Source organism: Nonomuraea cavernae (assembly GCF_014646355.1).
Taxonomy (GTDB): domain Bacteria; phylum Actinomycetota; class Actinomycetes; order Streptosporangiales; family Streptosporangiaceae; genus Nonomuraea; species Nonomuraea cavernae.
On record NZ_BMNH01000013.1, the window covers coordinates 80,610 to 97,437 of the forward strand.

The following is a 16,828-nucleotide window of genomic DNA, read 5'->3' on the forward strand; positions in this document are numbered from 1 at the left end:
GCTCACCGGCTCACCTCCTCGGCGACGAGGGCGTTGAGGAGGGCGGCGCCGCGGGCGGCGTCGTCGACGCTGACGGCCAGCTCGCCACCGGAGCGGTAGCGGATGATCAGGCACTCGCCGCCGCGCAGCATGATGGTCGCGGCACCCGGCAGGCCCCGGATGCCCCAGCCGCCGACCTGACTCGGATACCGCGTGTCCGACCAGGCTTTGTCGATCTTGGACAGCTGGATCCGGCGGGCCGGCCGGCCGAACGGCCCGAACCCGATCCGGAGGCCGTCGGCGGTGACGCGGCAGGTGAGGGAGGTGGTCAGCAGCCCGACGAGCAGCACGACGCCGAGCGGCGGAAGCACGGGGCCGACGGAGGCGCCCGCGACGTCGAGCACCGCGACGACGACCAGCCCGGCCGCCGCGACGGTGGTCACGGCGAGCAGCCAGGGATTGGTGAGGCGGCTGACCCACACCACGCGCTGCCCCGGCCTGAGGTCGAGCCGGGGCGGCTCGGCGCCGGCGGGCGCCTGCAGGTCGGGGCCTCCCCTGCCGAGGTGGCCGGCGAGCAGCCCGGCGGCCGCGCTCACCAGGATCACCGTGATGACCTGCCACGGCTCCAGGACGGCGGCGGTCCAGTCGGGCGCGTCGAGGTTGGCCAGCAGGGTCGTGCCGCCCATGCCGAGCACGAACAGCCCGCCCCCGACGAGGGTGCCCCACCAGTAGGCGCGGCCCATCCTGCGGGTGAGCGTCCGCTCCCGCGCGGCGGCGGCGAGCAGGAACCCCCAAATCGCGATCCACATCGCCACCTGCACCGCCAGGCCGGCCGCGAACGACAACTCGCCGTCGGGTGCTCCCGCCGGGCCCCAGTGCACGGCCAGCGGATCGGGCAGCCGGTCGCGCAGAGTCAACGGAACCGCGACCAGCGCGGCGGTGATGGCCGCCCCCCAGAGGGCGGCGGCGGATCGGGGGTTCATGGCAACTCCTCAAGGATGGTGATGAGGTCTTCGCGGCGGTAGCCGTATCTTCTGGCCTCGTCCAGCAGCTCGCGTGCCCGCTCCACGAGCAGCGCGCGCCCGTCGGCGCGGCCGGCGACGCTGACGCCGCGTCCGCGCCTGAACTCCAGCAGCCCCTCGTCCCGCAGGTCGCGCAGGGCGCGCAGCACCGTGTTGGCGTTGATGCCGAGCGCGTCGGCCAGGTCACGGGCCGGCGGCAACCGGTCTCCCGGCGTGTACGCCCCCTCGCCGATGGCGTGACGGATGGCGCTGGCCACCTGCTGGTGCAGGGGCCGCGCGTCGTTGAGATCGAGCGTGAGCAACATGGTGCTAATGACTATAGCACCATGATGCGTAAATGATTCATGGGATGAACCCCTGTTTGTTAGTACCTGGAAACCCTGGATAGCATCGGTTTACGTGACCACTGTGCGGCTGAACTCAGCAGACCTCGTCTCTTTCGACACCGACGCACTGATCGTCGGGTTCCGTTCCGGGCCGGAGGGCCCTCGCCCCGCGACGGGAGCGGAAAGTCTCGACGCCGCCTTCGACGGGAAGCTCGCCACCTCCCTCGCCGCCGTCGGGTTCACCGGCAAGCCCGGCGAGATCGCCAAGGTGCCGGTGTTCGGCGCCATCACCGCGCCGCTGCTGGTCGCGGTCGGCCTGGGTGAGTCGCCCGACGCCGAGGGGCTGCGCCGCGCCGCCGGCGCCGCCGTGCGCTCGCTGGCCGGCACGGCCCGCGCCGCCCTGGCCCTGCCCGCCGCGTCGGCCCAGGAGGTCGAGGCCGTCGCGCTCGGCGCGCTGCTGGGCGCCTACGACTACTCCCGCTACCGCACCAACGGCGAGCGCAAGGAGCCGGTGGCCGAGCTGACCGTGCTCTCCGCCGAGGCCGGCGAGCACGGCCACGGCCCGAGCGCCGCCGAGCGCGCCACCGTGCTGGCCGAGTCCGTCGCCCTGGTCCGCGACCTGGTCAACACACCGCCGTCCGACCTGTGGCCGGCGAAGTTCGCCGAGATCGCCGAGCGGACGGGCGCCGAGGCCGGGCTGACCGTCGAGGTGCTCGACGAGAAGCAGCTCAAGGACGGCGGCTACGGCGGCCTCATCGGCGTCGGCCAGGGCTCGGTCAACCCGCCGCGCCTGGTCCGTCTCTCCTACACCCATCCGGAGGCCGGCAAGACGCTGGCGTTCGTGGGCAAGGGCATCACGTTCGACTCGGGCGGCCTGTCGCTCAAGCCGTCCGCGTCCATGGACTGGATGAAGTCCGACATGGGCGGCGCGGGCGCCGTCTTCGGGGCACTGGTCGGCATCGCCCGCCTGGGCCTGCCGGTCAACGCCGTCGGCTACCTCTGCCTGGCCGAGAACCTGCCCAGCGGCACCGCGCAGCGCCCGTCCGACGTCCTCCACAGCTACAGCGGCAAGACCGTCGAGGTGCTCGACACCGACGCCGAGGGCCGCCTGGTGCTCATGGACGGCATCGCGCGGGCCGCCGAGGACTCCCCCGACCTGATCGTCGACGTCGCCACCCTCACCGGCGCGCAGATCGTCGCGCTCGGCTGGCGCACGGCCGGCGTCATGGCCAACGACGACGCGATCAGGGAGCTCGTCGTCGAGGTCGCCGGCGACGCGGGCGAGGGCGCCTGGGGCATGCCGCTGCCCGAGGAACTGCGCAAGGGCCTCGACTCCCCGATCGCCGACCTCGCCAACCTCCACCCCGAGCGCTGGGGCGGCATGCTGACCGCGGGCATCTTCCTGAAGGAGTTCGTGCCCGACGGGGTGCGCTGGGCGCACATCGACATGGCCGGACCCGCGTTCAACAAGGGCGAGCCGCACGGCTACACCCCCAAGGGCGGCACCGGCGCGATCACCCGCACCCTCATCGGACTCGCCGAGCGGCACGCGAGCATCTGAAACAAATGAAAAGATGACGGCATCACGAACACCCCGACAAGGAGCCTTCCTGTGGCCTACGACATCGTCGTCCTAGGTGGCGGCAGCGGCGGTTACGCCTGCGCGCTGCGGGCGGCCGAGCTGGGCAAGACCGTCGCCCTGATCGAAAAGGACAAGATCGGCGGCACCTGCCTCCACAGGGGATGCATCCCCACGAAGGCTCTGCTGCACTCCGCCGAGGTCGCCGACGAGACGCGCGAGAGCGAGACGTTCGGCGTCAAGGCGCGGTTCGAGGGCATCGACGTCCCCGGCGTCCACGCCTTCAAGGACAAGATCGTCACTCGCGCCTGGAAGGGCGTGCAGGGCCTGCTCAAGGGCGCGGGCGTGACGATCGTCGAGGGCGAGGGCCGCCTCGTCGGAGAGCGCGCGATCCAGGTCGGCTCCGAGGTCTACGAGGGCCGCGCCGTCGTGCTGGCCACCGGCTCGGCGCCCAGGTCGCTGCCCGGCCTGGAGATCGACGGTGAGCGTGTCATCACCAGCGAGCACACCCTGACCATGGACCACGTGCCGAGCTCCGTGGTGGTGCTGGGCGGCGGCGTGATCGGCGTCGAGCTGGCCAGCGTCTACCGCTCGTTCGGGGCCGAGGTCACGATCGTCGAGGCCCTGCCCCACCTGCTGCCGACCGAGGAGGAGTCGAGCTCCAAGCTGCTGGAGCGCGCCTTCCGCCGCCGCGGCATCAAGTACGAACTGGGCGTCTTCTTCGAGAGCGCCAAGACCACCGACACGGGCGTGGTGGTCACCCTGGCCAACGGCAAGACCCTCGACGCCGAGATCCTGCTGGTCGCGGTCGGCCGCGGCGCCGTGTCCTCGGGCATGGGCTTCGAGGAGGCCGGCATCGCCATCGAGCGCGGCGCGGTCGTGGTCGACGAGCACTGCCAGACCTCCGTGCCGGGCGTCTACGCGATCGGCGACCTGATCCCCACGTTGCAGCTGGCGCACGCCGGGTTCGCCGAGGGCATCATGGTGGCCGAGCACATCGCCGGCCTCAACCCGCCGCCCATCGACTACGCGGGCGTGCCGCGCATCACCTACTCCGACCCCGAGGTCGCCTCGGTCGGCATCACCTCCGCCCAGGCCGCCGAGCGCGGGCTGGAGATCGTGGAGCAGGTCTACGACCTCGCCGGCAATCCCAAGAGCCAGATCCTCGGCACGGCCGGCGCCGTCAAGGTCATCGCCCAGAAGGACGGGCCGGTCGTCGGCGTCCACATGGTGGGCCGCCGCATCGGTGAGCTCGTCACCGAGGGGCAGCTGATCTACAACTGGGAGGCGCTGCCCGCAGAGGTCGCCCAGCTCATCCACGCACACCCGACCCAGTCCGAGGCCGTTGGTGAGGCGATGCTGGCCCTGGCCGGCAAGCCGCTGCACGTCCACAACTAGTCAAGCCCTCGAGATCAGAACGCGAGAGAAGATAACGATGCCGGTCTCCGTACAGATGCCCCAGCTCGGCGAGAGCGTTACCGAGGGCACGGTAACCCGTTGGCTGAAGAAGGAAGGCGAGCGCGTCGAGGCCGACGAGCCGCTCCTGGAGGTGTCGACCGACAAGGTCGACACCGAGATCCCGTCGCCGTCCGCGGGCGTCGTCACCAAGATCGTTGTGGCTGAGGACGAGACCGTCGAGGTCGGCGCCGAGCTGGCCATCATCGACGAGAACGGCCAGGCCGGCGGCGCCGCCCCGGCTCAGCAGGAGGCCCCGGCCGCGGAGCCGGAGCCCGCTCCCGCCTCCTCGATCCCCCAGCCCGCCCCGGCGCAGCCCGAGCCCGTCCAGCAGGCGCCGGCCCAGCATGCTCCGCCCGCCCCGGCACCGCAGGCCCCGCCCGCGCCCGCACCGGCCCAGCAGGCTCCTGCTCCGCAGGCACCGGCACCGCAGGCCCCGGCTCCGCAGGCGCCCGCCGAGCAGGCCCCGCCGCAGCCCTCCGGCGAGAGCCCCTATGTGACGCCGCTGGTGCGCAAGCTCGCCAACGAGCACGGCGTCGACCTCGACGCCGTCAACGGCACCGGCGTGGGCGGCCGCATCCGCAAGCAGGACGTGCTGGAGGCGGCCAAGACGCAGCGCGCGCAGGCGGCCCCCGCCGCCCAGGCTCCGGCTCCCGCCGCCGCCCAGCCCGCCGCCGCGCCCGCCCAGGCCGCTGCTCCCGAGCCGGTCGAGGTCGACACCACGCTGCGCGGCCGCACCGAGAAGATGTCGCGCCTGCGGCAGACCATGTCCAAGCGCCTGGTCGAGTCGCTGCAGACCGCCGCGCAGCTCACCACGGTCGTCGAGGTCGACGTCACCAAGATCGCGCGGCTGCGCGACCAGGCCAAGGCCGACTTCCAGCGCCGCGAGGGCGTCAAGCTGTCGTTCATGCCGTTCTTCGAGATGGCCGCCATCGAGGCGCTCAAGCAGCACCCCAAGCTCAACGCGACGATCAACAACGAGACGATGGAGGTCACCTACTTCGACGTCGAGCACCTCGCCGTCGCCGTCGACACCGAGCGTGGCCTCATCGCGGCCGTCATCAAGAACGCCGGCGACCTCAACCTCGCCGGGCTCGCCCGCAAGACGGCCGACCTGGCCGAGCGCACCCGCGCCAACAAGGTGACCCCCGACGAGATCACCGGCGGCACGTTCACGCTCACCAACACCGGCAGCCGGGGCGCGCTGTTCGACACGCCGATCCTCAACCAGCCGCAGGTCGGCATGCTCGGCACCGGCGCGGTCGTCAAGCGTCCCGTGGTGATCGACACGCCCGAGGGCGAGGTCATCGCGATCCGCTCGATGGTCTACCTGGCGCTGACCTACGACCACCGCCTGGTCGACGGCGCCGACGCGGCCCGCTTCCTCACCACCATCAAGCGCCGCCTCGAAGAGGGCCGCTTCGAGGCCCAGCTCGGCCTCGCCTGATCCCTGGGCCGGCCCGGCGATCCGCCGGGCCGGCCCACCTCCCATGGCCGGCCGGCGTTCTCCGGCCGGCCGTTTCACGTTCCCCCACCCCACACCCCCCATCCGTCACGGCGGGCCAAGCCGGCGCCGGACGCCGACCGGGGCTGGGGCCCTCCAGGGATACGGCCGCTGACCCGCACAGGGCGGCCCGCCGTGACGACGTCCGGTGGGCCGGGGCCGACGCGTTCAGCAGGGCTGGTGGATATCAGGGCTGGTGGATATTTCGTGGCATGAGGGAGATATAGCGGGGATGGCTGTTGTGGTGAGCGGGGCGTCGGGCCTGCTGGGAAGTGCGCTGGTCAAGGCGCTCCGGGGTGACGGCGAGCGGGTCGTCACGTTGGTGCGGCGGGAGCCGCGCGGGGACGACGAGGTGTTCTGGCAGCCCGCCGAGAACGTGCTCGATCCGGCCGCGATCGAGGGCGCCGAGGCGGTGGTGCACCTGGCCGGTGCGCCGATCGCGGACCGGCGGTGGACCCCCGCCTACAAGCGGGAGCTGGTGCGCAGCCGCGTCGACAGCACGCGGACGCTGGTCGGCGCCCTGCGGGAGCTGTCACAGCCGCCCGAGGTGCTGGTGTCGGCGTCCGGGGTCGACTTCTACGGAGACACCGGTGACCGGGTGGTCGACGAGGACACCGGCAGGGGCGAGGGGTTCCTGGCCGACCTGTGCGCGCGGTGGGAGGGCGAGGCGCGGGAGGCCGGGTCGTTCGGCGTGCGGACCGCCCAGCTGCGCACCGGGCTGGTGCTGAGCGGGCGGGGCGGGGCGCTCGGGCGGATGCTGCCGATCTTCAGGATGGGGCTGGGCGCGCCGCTGGGGTCGGGCAAGCAGTACTGGTCGTGGATCGCGGAGGACGACTGGGTGGGGGCCACGCTGCACATCCTGAAAAATCGGGATTTGTCGGGGCCGGTCAATCTCACCTCCCCCACCCCCGTCACCAACGCGGAGTTCACCAGGACCCTCGGAAAAGCCCTGCGCAAGGGCACCATGCCGATGCCCGTCCCGGCCTTCGCGCTGAGTCTGGGGATCGGTGAGTTCGCCAAAGAGGGGCTGCTGTCCGGACACAAGATCCTTCCCCGGAAGCTGCAGGACACGGGGTACGGCTTCGCCCATACCAGTCTCGACGAGGCACTGCGCGCCGTACTCTAGTGTGCCGTCCGTCCTTCATCGAGGAGACTCCGACTTGACATCCTCCCGGCTCGGAAGAACCGGGATTCCGACCGTCGCCGGTCGGGCTTCCTGCTTCACCGCCGGTCGCCCGCCCGAGAGAGGACTCTCGTTGAGGTCTTACACCGGCTCCACAGGCGTTTCGCCTCTCCGCAAGCCCTGCGGCGAGGGTGTCTCCGATCGTTCGTCCGGCGGCTTGGCTGTCGCCACCGTCGAACACACTACCGAACCGTCCGGTGTCGCGCGGCGTTTCGACGGCGCTCCGCCCGGCGGCCAATCGCCTGCCCCTGCCCTGCTCCGCAGGGGTCCGACTCCTCCCCCGCCGGAAGGCGGGGCTCTCCACGGAGGTTCCCGATGACCAGGTCAGGGCAGTCGCACATCCTTGCCATCGGCGGCGGATCCTTCCGCCCCAGTGGGCGCTACGGATTCATGGAGGCGAGCCCGCTGCTCCGATACGCCCTCGACCTGACCGGCCAGGACCGCCCCAAGCTGGGCCTGCTCGCGACCGCCGTCGGCGACGACAGCAGCTGGCTGCTGAAGATGTACGGCGCGTTCGCCGGCTGGGACGTCGAGCTGAGCCACCTGACCGTCTTCCCGATGCCCAACGTCGACGACCCGCGGGCGTGGATGCTGGAGCAGGACATGATCTACGTCAGCGGCGGCAGCGTGGCCAACCTGATGGCGCTCTGGCGGCTGCACGGGCTCGACGAGGCCTTCGAGGAGGCGTGGCGATCGGGCGTGGTGCTGTCCGGTCAGAGCGCGGGGGCGCTGTGCTGGCACGTCGGCGGCAACACCGACTCCTTCGGCCCCGAGCTGCGCGTGTGGGCCGACGGGCTGGCGTTCCTGCCCTATTCGTGCGGGGTGCACTACAACGGCGAGCCGCAGCGCCGCCCGCTGCTACAGCAGTCGGTGGCCACCGGCGAGCTGCCCAGCGGCTACGCGGCAGACGAGGGCGTGGGGCTGCACTACGTCGGCACCGAGTTCATCCAGGCGGTCACCACCGACCCCGAGGGCTTCGCCTACCGGATCGAGCACGACGGGACCGGCGGGGTGAAGGAGTTCAGGATCGAGCCGCGGCTGCTGACCTCCTGAATTACCCTTCAGGGGTGACGGAACGGCACAATGGTCCCATGCGCCCCAAGCACGGGGTCGATCCCCACGCACTAGCCATCGTCCGCCTCGGTGTCGATGTCCCCTACGAGCAGGCCTGGGCGTTGCAGCGCCGGGTGCACGCCAAACGAATCGCCGGCGAGCTGACCGACACGGTTCTCCTGCTGGAGCATGCCCCGGTCTACACCGCGGGCCGGCGCACCGCGCCCCACGAGCGGCCCGCCGACGGCACGCCGGTGATCGACGTCGACCGGGGCGGCCGCGTCACCTGGCACGGTCCCGGCCAGTTGGTCGCCTACCCGGTCATCGCCATCACCGATGTGGTCACCTACATCTGCCGGCTCGAAGAGGCGATGATCCAGATCTGCGCCGATTTCGGCGTCACGGCGCGGCGCGCGACCGGGCGCGCCGGCGTGTGGGCGGCCGGCGACCCCAGCCTCGGCCTGCCCGATCGTCAGCTCGGCGCGGTCGGCATCCGGGTCACCGGAGGCGTCACCATGCACGGCTTCGCGCTCAACTGCGCCAACGACCCCCGGTGGTTCAACCGGATCGTGCCGTGCGGCATCCCCGACGTGGGCGTCTCCTCACTGTCCGCCGAGACCGGCAGGCGGATCGTGGTCGAGGAGGTCCTGCCGATCGCCGAGAAGCGGCTGGCCGAGGCGCTCGGCATGGAGCCGTTCGACCTGCACGAAGAGGATCTGATGCGCCGCTGACGCCCGGCCTCCGGTCCAGGCGCGCCCTCCGCTCACGATCAGGCCTGTCCGAGCGCATCCTGCGCGCCTACGATCGGGCCTGTGAAGCGTCCCCTCGCTCTGCTTGTGGCCATCGTGGTGCACGCGCTGACGCTCGCCTGCGTCGTGCTGGGCACGTGGACGATCGTGGTCAACTCCGAGCTGCTCGCCGGGTGGCTGGTCGGCGCCCTGCTCATCGCGCTCGGCTGGATGCTGCGCCCCCGGCTCGGCGTCGCCCTCCCCGCCGACGCCGAGGTGCTCGACCGTCCGGCGGCCAAGGAGCTGTACGGCGCCGCGGAACGGGTGGCCGACCGGATCGGGGTGCGGCGGCCCGGCAGGGTGGCGGTCCGCGACCTTGAGCCGGCGACGCGCTGCCTGCGCGGCGGGCCGTTCAGGGAGCCGGTGCTGGTCGTCGGCCTGCCCCTGTGGCTGGCCCTGTCACCGCGTCAGCGGGTGGTGGCGCTGGCCGTGGCCTACGCCGAGACCCCGACCATGGAGGAGCTTGTCGTGGACGGCGCGCTGTCGACCCTGGGCGAGTGGCGGCAGGCGCTGATCGGGGCGGCGCCGCTGCGCGCGCGAGAGGAGGCGCAGACCAAGGTCGCGGCCTCGTCACTGGGCGGGCTGGACCATCCGGGCACCACGTACGAGGTGGCGGGGATGTTCGGCCGGCTCCTCGGGCGGGTGCTCGGCGGTCCGGTGCTGCTGACCGAGCACGTGCTGACCCGGCTGGCGCGGGCCGACGCCGACCGCGTCCGGCGCAGGCGTGAGGCGCTGGCCGCACGGATCGTCCCGGAGAGGGAGTCGGCCGAGCTCGGCGCGCTGCTGGCCAGCGGGCGCTATCTGGCGCCGATGCAGGCGGCGGCGCTGCGCGGCGAGAACATCACGGCCATCAGGGCGGGCGCCCTGGATCGCGCCCGGCTCTCCGAGGTGGCGCTGACGACGCCCGGCCGGGAGTTGCTCGGCTCGGCCGAGTCGGATCGGATCGACGACGAGTTGCTCGCCCACTACACCAGGGCGATCCGCGGCTTCGGCCTGATCAGCTGACCGCGCGGCGTGCGACGTGCGGCGTGCGGGCGCGGCGTGCGTGGTTCGTGGGTGGTTCGTGCGTGGTTCGTGCGTGGTTCGTGCGTGGTTCATGCGTGGTTCGTGCGTGGTTCGCCGGACGGGCACGGGTGGTTCGGGGGTGTTCGTGGAGTTCCTGGAGTTCGGGGGGTTCGAGGGGTTCGATCGAGGGGTTCGAGGGGGGTTCGCCACCCGCGACTGAGCCGGTGCGGCCCGGGACGTAAGCTGTGGTGGTGACCGTTGCTCCTGAAGGCCGAAAGCTCCTCCGCCTGGAGGTGCGCAACGCCGAGACCCCTATCGAGCGCAAGCCCCCGTGGATCAAGACCAAGCTGAAGACGGGCCCCGAATACACCGAGCTCAAATCGCTCGTGCGCCGGGAGGGCCTGCACACGGTCTGTGAAGAGGCGGGCTGTCCCAATATCTACGAGTGCTGGGAAGACCGCGAGGCGACCTTCCTCATCGGCGGCGACCAGTGCACGCGCCGCTGCGACTTCTGCCAGATCGACACGGGCAAGCCCAAGGAGTACGACCGCGACGAGCCCCGCCGCGTGGCCGAGTCCGTCCAGCAGATGGGCCTGCGCTACGCCACGGTGACCGGGGTGGCCCGTGACGACCTGCCCGACGGCGGCGCCTGGCTCTACGCGGAGACCGCCCGGCAGATCCACGCGCTGCTGCCCGGCTGCGGCGTCGAGCTGCTGGTGCCCGACTTCAACGGCGACCGCGACCAGCTCGAGGAGGTCTTCTCGGCCGAGCCCGAGGTGTTCGCCCACAACGTGGAGACGGTGCCGCGCATCTTCAAGCGGATCCGCCCCGCGTTCCGCTACGACCGCTCCCTCGCGGTGATCACGATGGCCCGCGAGGCCGGTCTGGTCACCAAGTCCAACCTGATCCTGGGCATGGGCGAGACCCGCGAGGAGATCGTCGAGGCCATGCGCGACCTGCACGCGGCCGGCACCGACCTGCTCACGATCACCCAGTACCTGCGGCCCACGCCCCGGCATCACCCGGTGGAGCGCTGGGTCAAGCCGGAGGAGTTCGTGGAGCTCCAGGCCGAGGCCGAGGCCATCGGGTTCGCCGGGGTCCTGTCGGGGCCGCTGGTCCGTTCGTCCTACCGCGCGGGCCGGCTCTACCAGCAGGCGATCGCTGCACGCCAGACCACCTGAGCGTCGCCGCCCGCCCCAGACCGCTCCCCGGCTCCGGGGTGCGGTCTGTCGCGTGTTCGGGGACGAAACCGGCGGGCCGGATCTTCCCGGCGGCCGGGTCCGGTCCGACACTGTGGAAGTGGACTTCGACGAACTGATCGGCAGACTGGACCTCAGCACCAAGATCCGCATGCTCACCGGGGCCGACATGTGGTCGCTGCCGCCCGTTCCCGAGATCGGGCTCGAACGGCTGGTGATGAGCGACGGCCCGATCGGGGTGCGCGGTGAGCAGTGGAGCGCCGGCGATCCCTCGATCGCGCTGCCCAGCCCCACCGCCCTGGCCGCGACCTGGGACGTCGAGCTGGTCAGGCGGGTAGGCCGGCTGCTCGCCCAGGAGGCCAGGCGCAAGGGGGTGCACGTGCTGCTGGCGCCGACCGTCAACCTGCACCGCTCCCCGCTGGGCGGGCGCCACTTCGAGTGCTTCTCCGAGGACCCCTTCCTGACCGGCGAGATCGCGGCCGGCTACGTCGAGGGAGTGCAGGAGGGCGGGGTCGGCACCACGCCCAAGCATTTCGTGGCCAACGACTTCGAGACCGACCGCTTCACCGTGAACGTCAGGGTGAGCGAGCAGGCGCTGCGCGAGGTCTATCTGCGGCCGTTCGAGCGGCTGGTGCGGGCGGGTGCCTGGGGCGTCATGACCGCCTACAACGCGGTCAACGGCATCACCATGACCGAGCACGCGCCGCTGGTCAACGGCGTACTGAAGGGCGAGTGGGGGTTCGACGGGTGCGTGGTGTCCGACTGGACGGCGGTGCGCACCACCGAGGCGGCGGCACTGGGCGGCACCGACGTGGCCATGCCGGGTCCGGGCGGGCCGTGGGGCGACAGGCTGGAGGCGGCCGTGCGCGCCGGACGTGTTCCCGAGGCGGCCGTCGACGACCGGGTCCGCCGCGTCCTGCGGCTCGCGCACCGCGTCGGCGCCCTGCGCCCGCCCGGTCCGTCCGGGGTGGCGGCCCAGCCGGTCGAGGCGTACGGCCGCGAACAGGCCGGGGCGGCGAGGCCGGAGGGTACGGAGATCGACGGGGTGGCGCTGGCCCGGGAGGTGGCCGCGCGGAGCTTCACCCTGCTCAGGAACGACCGCGACCTCCTCCCCCTGCGGGGCGTCCGGACCGTGGCGTTGATCGGGTCGGCCGCGGACGAGGCACGGGTGATGGGCGGCGGCAGCGCTCAGGTGTTCCCCGACCGGGTGGTCTCGCCGCTGGAGGGGCTGCGCGAACGGCCGGAGGTCGAGGTCCGCTACGCGCTGGGTACCGACCCGCGCGCCCGTCTGTCACCGCTGCCCGTGCCGGCCACGGCCTGGTTCCTCGACCGCGACGGCACGGTGCTGGCCGAACACGCGCTGCCCGGCACGGAGGCGCGCTGGATCGGCCGGCTCCCGCGAGGCGTGGACGCCGCCAGGGTAAGGGCGGTCCGGATCGGCGCCACGTACACGCCCGGCCGGGCGGGCGGGCACGAGCTGTCGGTGTCCGGGGTGGGCGCGTTCACCGTGACGGTGGACGGCGAGACGGTGTTCGACGCGGCCGTCGAGGCGGTGGGCGGCGACCCCGCGGCCGCGTTCCTGGCGCCGCCCGAGGAGCGCTTCACGGTCGAGCTGGCCGCGGGCCGGCCGTACGAGCTGACCGTCACGCACGGGGCGCACGTGTTCGGCGACCTGGCGTTCGTGGCGTTCACGCTCGGCCACCGCGACCCGTCGCCCGGCGAGGAGGAGCTGATCGCCGAGGCGGTCCGCACGGCGGCCGGCTGTGACGTGGCGGTCGTGGTGGCGTCCACCACGCGGGAGGTGGAGAGCGAAGGCTTCGACCGCTCCGACCTGCGCCTGCCAGGTCACCAGGACGAGCTCATCAGCGCGGTGGCCGCCGCCAACCCGCGCACGGTCGTCGTGGTCAACGCCGGTTCGCCGGTCGAGATGCCGTGGCGCGACTCGGTGGCCGCGGTGCTGCTCACCTGGTTCCCCGGCCAGGAGGCGGGTGGGGCCCTGGCGGACGTGCTGTTCGGCGACGCCGAGCCGGGCGGCCGGCTGCCCACGACGTGGCCGGCCCGCCTGGCCGACGTGCCGGTCTGCGACGTCACGCCGGTCGACGGCGTGGTCGGCTACGACGAGGGCGTGCACATCGGCTACCGGGCCTGGGAGCGGGCCGGCCGGGTTCCCGCCTTCCGGTTCGGTCACGGTTTGGGCTACACCACCTGGTCCTACGACTCGATCGCGGCCGAGGGGTCCTCGGTCACGGTGGCGCTGACCAACACGGGCGAGCGGCCGGGCAGGGAGGTCGTCCAGATCTACGTCTCCACCGGCGGCCGGGACCGGCGGCTGGCCGGATTCGACGTGGTGGAGGCCGATCCCGGCCAGACGGTGATCACCACCATCGACCTGCCGGAGCGCGCCTTCCAGAGCTGGACGGCGGACGGCTGGCGGGTGGTCCCGGGCGAGCACACCCTGGAGGCGGCTCACGACGTGGGTGACCGACGCCTGTCGGCGACGCTGCGGATCTGACGGCCCGGAGCCGCACGGGCAGGTCACGTTTTCCTTTCATCACCGGTTGGTTTGTATCCTTCAAGACATGGCGAAGTCCGTGGACCCAGAGAAGCCGGGGCGCATCAAGCAGCTCCGCATGATCGCGCAGGTCATCAAGCAGGCCAACCCCAAGGGGTTGCCGATCGTCTTCCTCTCGGCGGTCGGCACGCTCGCTGTGGTGATCGTGATCGGCCTGGTCACGGACTTCCTGTGGTATTCGGTGTTCCTCGGCATCCTGGCGGCCATCACCGTGGGCCTGGTGGTCTTCGGGCAGCTGGCGCAGAAGGCCCAATACTCGATCCTGCACGGTCAGACCGGCGCCGCCGCCGCGGTGCTGCAGGGCATGCGCGGCAACTGGCAGGTGACCCCGGCGATCGCGGTCAACCGTGACCAGGACCTGATCCACCTGATCATCGGCCACCCGGGTGTGGTCCTGGTGTCCGAGGGGCCGGGCAACCGGGTCGGCCGGATGCTCGCGGCGGAGAAGAAGCGGGTCGCGCGGGTGGTGCTGGGCGTCGAGATCTACGACATCCAGTGCGGCGACGGCGAGGGTCAGGTGCCGCTGGCCAAGCTGCAGCGCCACATCATGAAGCTGCCGCGCAACCTGAAGAAGCCCGCCGTCAACGAGGTCAAGGACCGCCTGCGGTCGCTGCCGAAGAACATGCCGATGCCCAAGGGGCCGATGCCCAAGGGCGCCCGCATGCCGCGCGGCCCCAAGATGCGCTAGTGCCGTCGGTCTCCTCGCGGGCCAACCGCGGCTGGTGGGACGGCAACGCCGACGACTACCAGGTCGAGCATGGCGACTTCCTGCGTGACACCGGTTTCGTCTGGTGTCCCGAAGGCGTCGACGAGGACGAGGCGGGCCTGCTGGGCGAGGTGCGCGGACGGCGGGTGCTGGAGGTCGGCTGCGGCGCGGCGCAGTGCGCGCGGTGGCTGGTGACGCGGGGCGCCCAGGTGGCGGCGTTCGACCTGTCGCACCGGCAGCTCCGTCATGCGCGGCGCATCGATCTCGACACCGGGGTGCGGGTGCCGGTGGTGCAGGCCGACGCCGAGGCGTTGCCGTTCGCCGACGCCTGTTTCGACCTGGCCTGCTCGGCCTTCGGGGCGCTGCCGTTCGTGGCCGATCCGCTGGCCGTGCTGCGTGAGGTGCGCCGGGTGCTGCGCCCAGGCGGCCGGTTCGTCTTCTCCGTCAGCCATCCGATCCGCTGGGCCTTCCCGGACGATCCGGGGCCGCGCGGGCTGACCTCCGACCGCTCCTACTTCGACCGCTCCCCCTACGTCGAACGCGACGACGACGGCACCCTGACCTACGTCGAGCACCACCGCACGATGGGCGACTGGGTCGGCCTCGTCGTCGCCTCCGGGCTGAGCCTCACCGGCCTGCTGGAGCCCGAATGGCCGCAGGGCCACGAGCGGGTGTGGGGCGGCTGGAGCCCGCTGCGCGGCCGTCACCTGCCGGGCACCGCGATCTTCAGCGTAAATCTGGCGTGAAACCCCGGGCGTTCACGCCTGGGAGGAAACGACAGCGCGGGAGGGCCGTCAAGGGCCGGGCGGTGTGGTGACGGGTGGCTCAGCCCGGGCGTTTGTGGTTGTCGATGTACTCCTTGATGATCGATAGTGGTGCGCCGCCGCAGGAGGCGGCGAAGTACGACGGCGACCAGAAATGCCCGCCCCACAGGTACTTACGGATGTCTGCCGGATACTCCTTGCGCAGAAGCTGGGCGGACACGCCCTTGATGCTGTTCACCAGCGTCGAGAGGGCGACTTTGGGCGGGTAGTGCACGAGCAGGTGCACGTGATCTTCCTCGCCGTTGAACTCGGCCGGCTCCGCCCCGAAGCTGTCGCACGCCTCGATCATGATGTCTTCGCAGCGAGGCGGAATCTCGTTGGTGAACACACCACACCGATATTTCGGAATGAAGACCAAATGCGCGTGAAGCGAGTAGACAACGCTTCGCCCCCTTCTCATGCCGGGGTTCGGTTTTCCAATCCGGCGGCGTGGGCTTGGCGATAATGTGTTCGAGGTGAAGCTGGTGGTGCAGGTCAAGCTGCTGCCGACGCCTGAGCAGGCGGCGGCGCTGGAGGCGACGTTGCGCGCGGCCAACGACGCGGCCACCTGGGTGGCGGCGCTCGCCCATACCCAGCGGGTGTTTCGCAACTATGATCTGCGTAAGCACGTCTATGGGCAGGTCAAGGACAGGTACGGGCTGGCGGCTCAGGCCGCGCAGCATGTCATCAAGAAGGTCGCCGACGCCTACGCCACCCTGCACGCCAATCTCCGCAACGGCCATCTGGGCAGGCCCGGCTCCGCCTGGCGTGAACGGGTCCAGGCCAGGCCGATCGTCTTTCGTCCTGGCGCGGCCCAGCCGTTCGACGACCGCTGCCTGTCCTGGCAGCTGAACGCGCGCACGGTGTCGATCTGGACCACAGGTGGGCGAATGAAGGGCGTGGCGTTCACCGCTTCGGCCGATCAGCTCACCATGCTGGCCGCTCACCGTAAGGGCGAATCCGACCTTCTCTACCGCGATGGCATGTGGTTCCTCGTCGCCACTTGCGACCTGCCGGACGTGCCGGTGGGCGCGCCGGACGGATTCACCGGGGTGGATCTGGGGATCGCCAACATCGCCACCACCGCCACCAGCACCGGCGATGGTGTCCGCCACAGCGGCAAGACCTTGAACGCGGTCCGTCACCGCCACCGGGAGCTGCGCCGCCGCCTGCAGACCAAGCAGACCAAGTCCGCGAAACGGCTGCTGAAGAGACGCCGCCGCGCCGAGGCGCGTTTTGCCGCCGACCTCAACCACACCATCGCCAAGCGCATCGTGACCGAGGCTGCACGCACCGGGCGAGGCATCGCCCTGGAGAATCTCCAGGGCATCCGCGACCGGGTACGGCTCCGCAAGCCCCAGCGGGTCACGCTGCACACGTGGAGCTTTCACCAGCTCGGCCATTTCATCGCCTACAAGGCGGCCCGCGCCGGTGTCGCCCTGGTCTGGGTGGACCCGGCCTACACCTCGCAAGCCTGCTCGGCCTGCGGGCACGTGGACAAGAAGAACCGGCCGGGCCAGGCCAGGTTCGCCTGTACGTCGTGCGGCTTCGCTGAGCACGCCGACGTCAACGCAGCTCGTAACATCGCCGCACGCGGTGTCACCAGCTGGGCAGTGAGTCACGCTGCCTGACGCGGACCAGACCGTCAAAGCCA

At 71.6% G+C, this 16,828-nt stretch carries 15 protein-coding genes; 12 read left to right on the forward strand and 3 right to left on the reverse strand.

The annotated features are described in order from the left end of the window. Positions 1-2: 2 nt before the first annotated feature. Together IEY82_RS21355 and IEY82_RS21360 are read right to left on the reverse strand one after the other, a co-directional pair. On the reverse strand, positions 3-962 hold the full coding sequence (locus IEY82_RS21355) for a DUF1648 domain-containing protein (protein WP_189125950.1): 960 nt from the start codon (positions 960-962) through the stop codon (positions 3-5). Further along, the gene (locus IEY82_RS21360; protein ID WP_189125951.1) at positions 959-1,306 is read right to left on the reverse strand and encodes a GntR family transcriptional regulator; all 348 of its coding nucleotides are present in this window, start codon (positions 1,304-1,306) and stop codon (positions 959-961) included. The genes IEY82_RS21355 and IEY82_RS21360 overlap by 4 nt, the downstream gene beginning before the upstream one ends. Before the next feature lie 94 nt (positions 1,307-1,400). Between IEY82_RS21360 and IEY82_RS21365 the strand changes: the two genes are divergently transcribed. The 11 genes from IEY82_RS21365 (at position 1,401) to IEY82_RS21415 (ending at position 15,117) form a co-directional block, all read left to right on the forward strand. Further along, on the forward strand, positions 1,401-2,888 hold the full coding sequence (locus tag IEY82_RS21365) for a leucyl aminopeptidase (RefSeq protein ID WP_189125952.1): 1,488 nt from the start codon (positions 1,401-1,403) through the stop codon (positions 2,886-2,888). Positions 2,889-2,939: 51 nt separating this feature from the next. Beyond that, the gene (gene lpdA, locus IEY82_RS21370) at positions 2,940-4,304 is read left to right on the forward strand and encodes a dihydrolipoyl dehydrogenase (RefSeq protein ID WP_189125953.1); all 1,365 of its coding nucleotides are present in this window, start codon (positions 2,940-2,942) and stop codon (positions 4,302-4,304) included. Between the two features lie 37 nt (positions 4,305-4,341). After that, on the forward strand, positions 4,342-5,808 hold the full coding sequence (gene sucB, locus IEY82_RS21375; protein WP_189125954.1) for a 2-oxoglutarate dehydrogenase, E2 component, dihydrolipoamide succinyltransferase: 1,467 nt from the start codon (positions 4,342-4,344) through the stop codon (positions 5,806-5,808). Between the two features lie 289 nt (positions 5,809-6,097). Next, positions 6,098-6,991: a TIGR01777 family oxidoreductase gene (locus IEY82_RS21380; RefSeq protein WP_189125955.1), complete on the forward strand. Its 894-nt coding sequence runs from the start codon at positions 6,098-6,100 to the stop codon at positions 6,989-6,991. A 372-nt stretch (positions 6,992-7,363) separates the two neighbouring features. Further along, positions 7,364-8,101: a Type 1 glutamine amidotransferase-like domain-containing protein gene (locus IEY82_RS21385; RefSeq protein ID WP_189125956.1), complete on the forward strand. Its 738-nt coding sequence runs from the start codon at positions 7,364-7,366 to the stop codon at positions 8,099-8,101. 38 nt (positions 8,102-8,139) lie between these two features. Beyond that, the gene (gene lipB / locus IEY82_RS21390; RefSeq protein WP_189125957.1) at positions 8,140-8,832 is read left to right on the forward strand and encodes a lipoyl(octanoyl) transferase LipB; all 693 of its coding nucleotides are present in this window, start codon (positions 8,140-8,142) and stop codon (positions 8,830-8,832) included. Between the two features lie 81 nt (positions 8,833-8,913). Next, entirely contained in the window at positions 8,914-9,894 is a 981-nt protein-coding gene (locus IEY82_RS21395; RefSeq protein WP_189125958.1) for a M48 family metalloprotease, read from the forward strand. 251 nt (positions 9,895-10,145) lie between these two features. Further along, positions 10,146-11,075: a lipoyl synthase gene (gene lipA / locus IEY82_RS21400; protein WP_189125959.1), complete on the forward strand. Its 930-nt coding sequence runs from the start codon at positions 10,146-10,148 to the stop codon at positions 11,073-11,075. A gap of 118 nt (positions 11,076-11,193) precedes the next feature. Beyond that, positions 11,194-13,605: a beta-glucosidase H gene (locus tag IEY82_RS21405; RefSeq protein ID WP_225263565.1), complete on the forward strand. Its 2,412-nt coding sequence runs from the start codon at positions 11,194-11,196 to the stop codon at positions 13,603-13,605. A gap of 67 nt (positions 13,606-13,672) precedes the next feature. After that, positions 13,673-14,353, forward strand: coding sequence for a DUF4191 domain-containing protein (locus IEY82_RS21410; RefSeq protein ID WP_189125960.1), 681 nt, complete (start codon positions 13,673-13,675; stop codon positions 14,351-14,353). Continuing rightward, complete coding sequence (locus IEY82_RS21415; protein ID WP_189125961.1) at positions 14,353-15,117, forward strand: class I SAM-dependent methyltransferase; 765 nt, start codon at positions 14,353-14,355, stop codon at positions 15,115-15,117. Before IEY82_RS21410 ends, IEY82_RS21415 begins: the two co-directional genes overlap by 1 nt. A 79-nt stretch (positions 15,118-15,196) precedes the next feature. On the opposite strand, the gene tnpA is transcribed toward IEY82_RS21415, so the two are convergent. Further along, on the reverse strand, positions 15,197-15,595 hold the full coding sequence (gene tnpA / locus IEY82_RS21420) for an IS200/IS605 family transposase (RefSeq protein WP_189125962.1): 399 nt from the start codon (positions 15,593-15,595) through the stop codon (positions 15,197-15,199). Here tnpA and IEY82_RS21425 point away from each other — a divergent pair. After that, positions 15,594-16,805, forward strand: coding sequence for an RNA-guided endonuclease InsQ/TnpB family protein (locus IEY82_RS21425; protein ID WP_189125963.1), 1,212 nt, complete (start codon positions 15,594-15,596; stop codon positions 16,803-16,805). The genes tnpA and IEY82_RS21425 overlap by 2 nt on opposite strands. Positions 16,806-16,828: the final 23 nt, after the last annotated feature.

Coding starts and splice junctions, on each gene's coding strand:
- IEY82_RS21355 (WP_189125950.1), bottom strand. CDS start 962: ATGAACCCCCGATCCGCCGCCGCCCTCTGGGGGGCGGCCATCACCGCC.
- IEY82_RS21360 (WP_189125951.1), bottom strand. CDS start 1,306: ATGTTGCTCACGCTCGATCTCAACGACGCGCGGCCCCTGCACCAGCAG.
- lipB (WP_189125957.1), top strand. CDS start 8,140: ATGCGCCCCAAGCACGGGGTCGATCCCCACGCACTAGCCATCGTCCGC.
- IEY82_RS21380 (WP_189125955.1), top strand. CDS start 6,098: ATGGCTGTTGTGGTGAGCGGGGCGTCGGGCCTGCTGGGAAGTGCGCTG.
- IEY82_RS21385 (WP_189125956.1), top strand. CDS start 7,364: ATGACCAGGTCAGGGCAGTCGCACATCCTTGCCATCGGCGGCGGATCC.
- tnpA (WP_189125962.1), bottom strand. CDS start 15,595: ATGAGAAGGGGGCGAAGCGTTGTCTACTCGCTTCACGCGCATTTGGTC.
- sucB (WP_189125954.1), top strand. CDS start 4,342: ATGCCGGTCTCCGTACAGATGCCCCAGCTCGGCGAGAGCGTTACCGAG.
- IEY82_RS21410 (WP_189125960.1), top strand. CDS start 13,673: ATGGCGAAGTCCGTGGACCCAGAGAAGCCGGGGCGCATCAAGCAGCTC.
- IEY82_RS21425 (WP_189125963.1), top strand. CDS start 15,594: ATGCCGGGGTTCGGTTTTCCAATCCGGCGGCGTGGGCTTGGCGATAAT.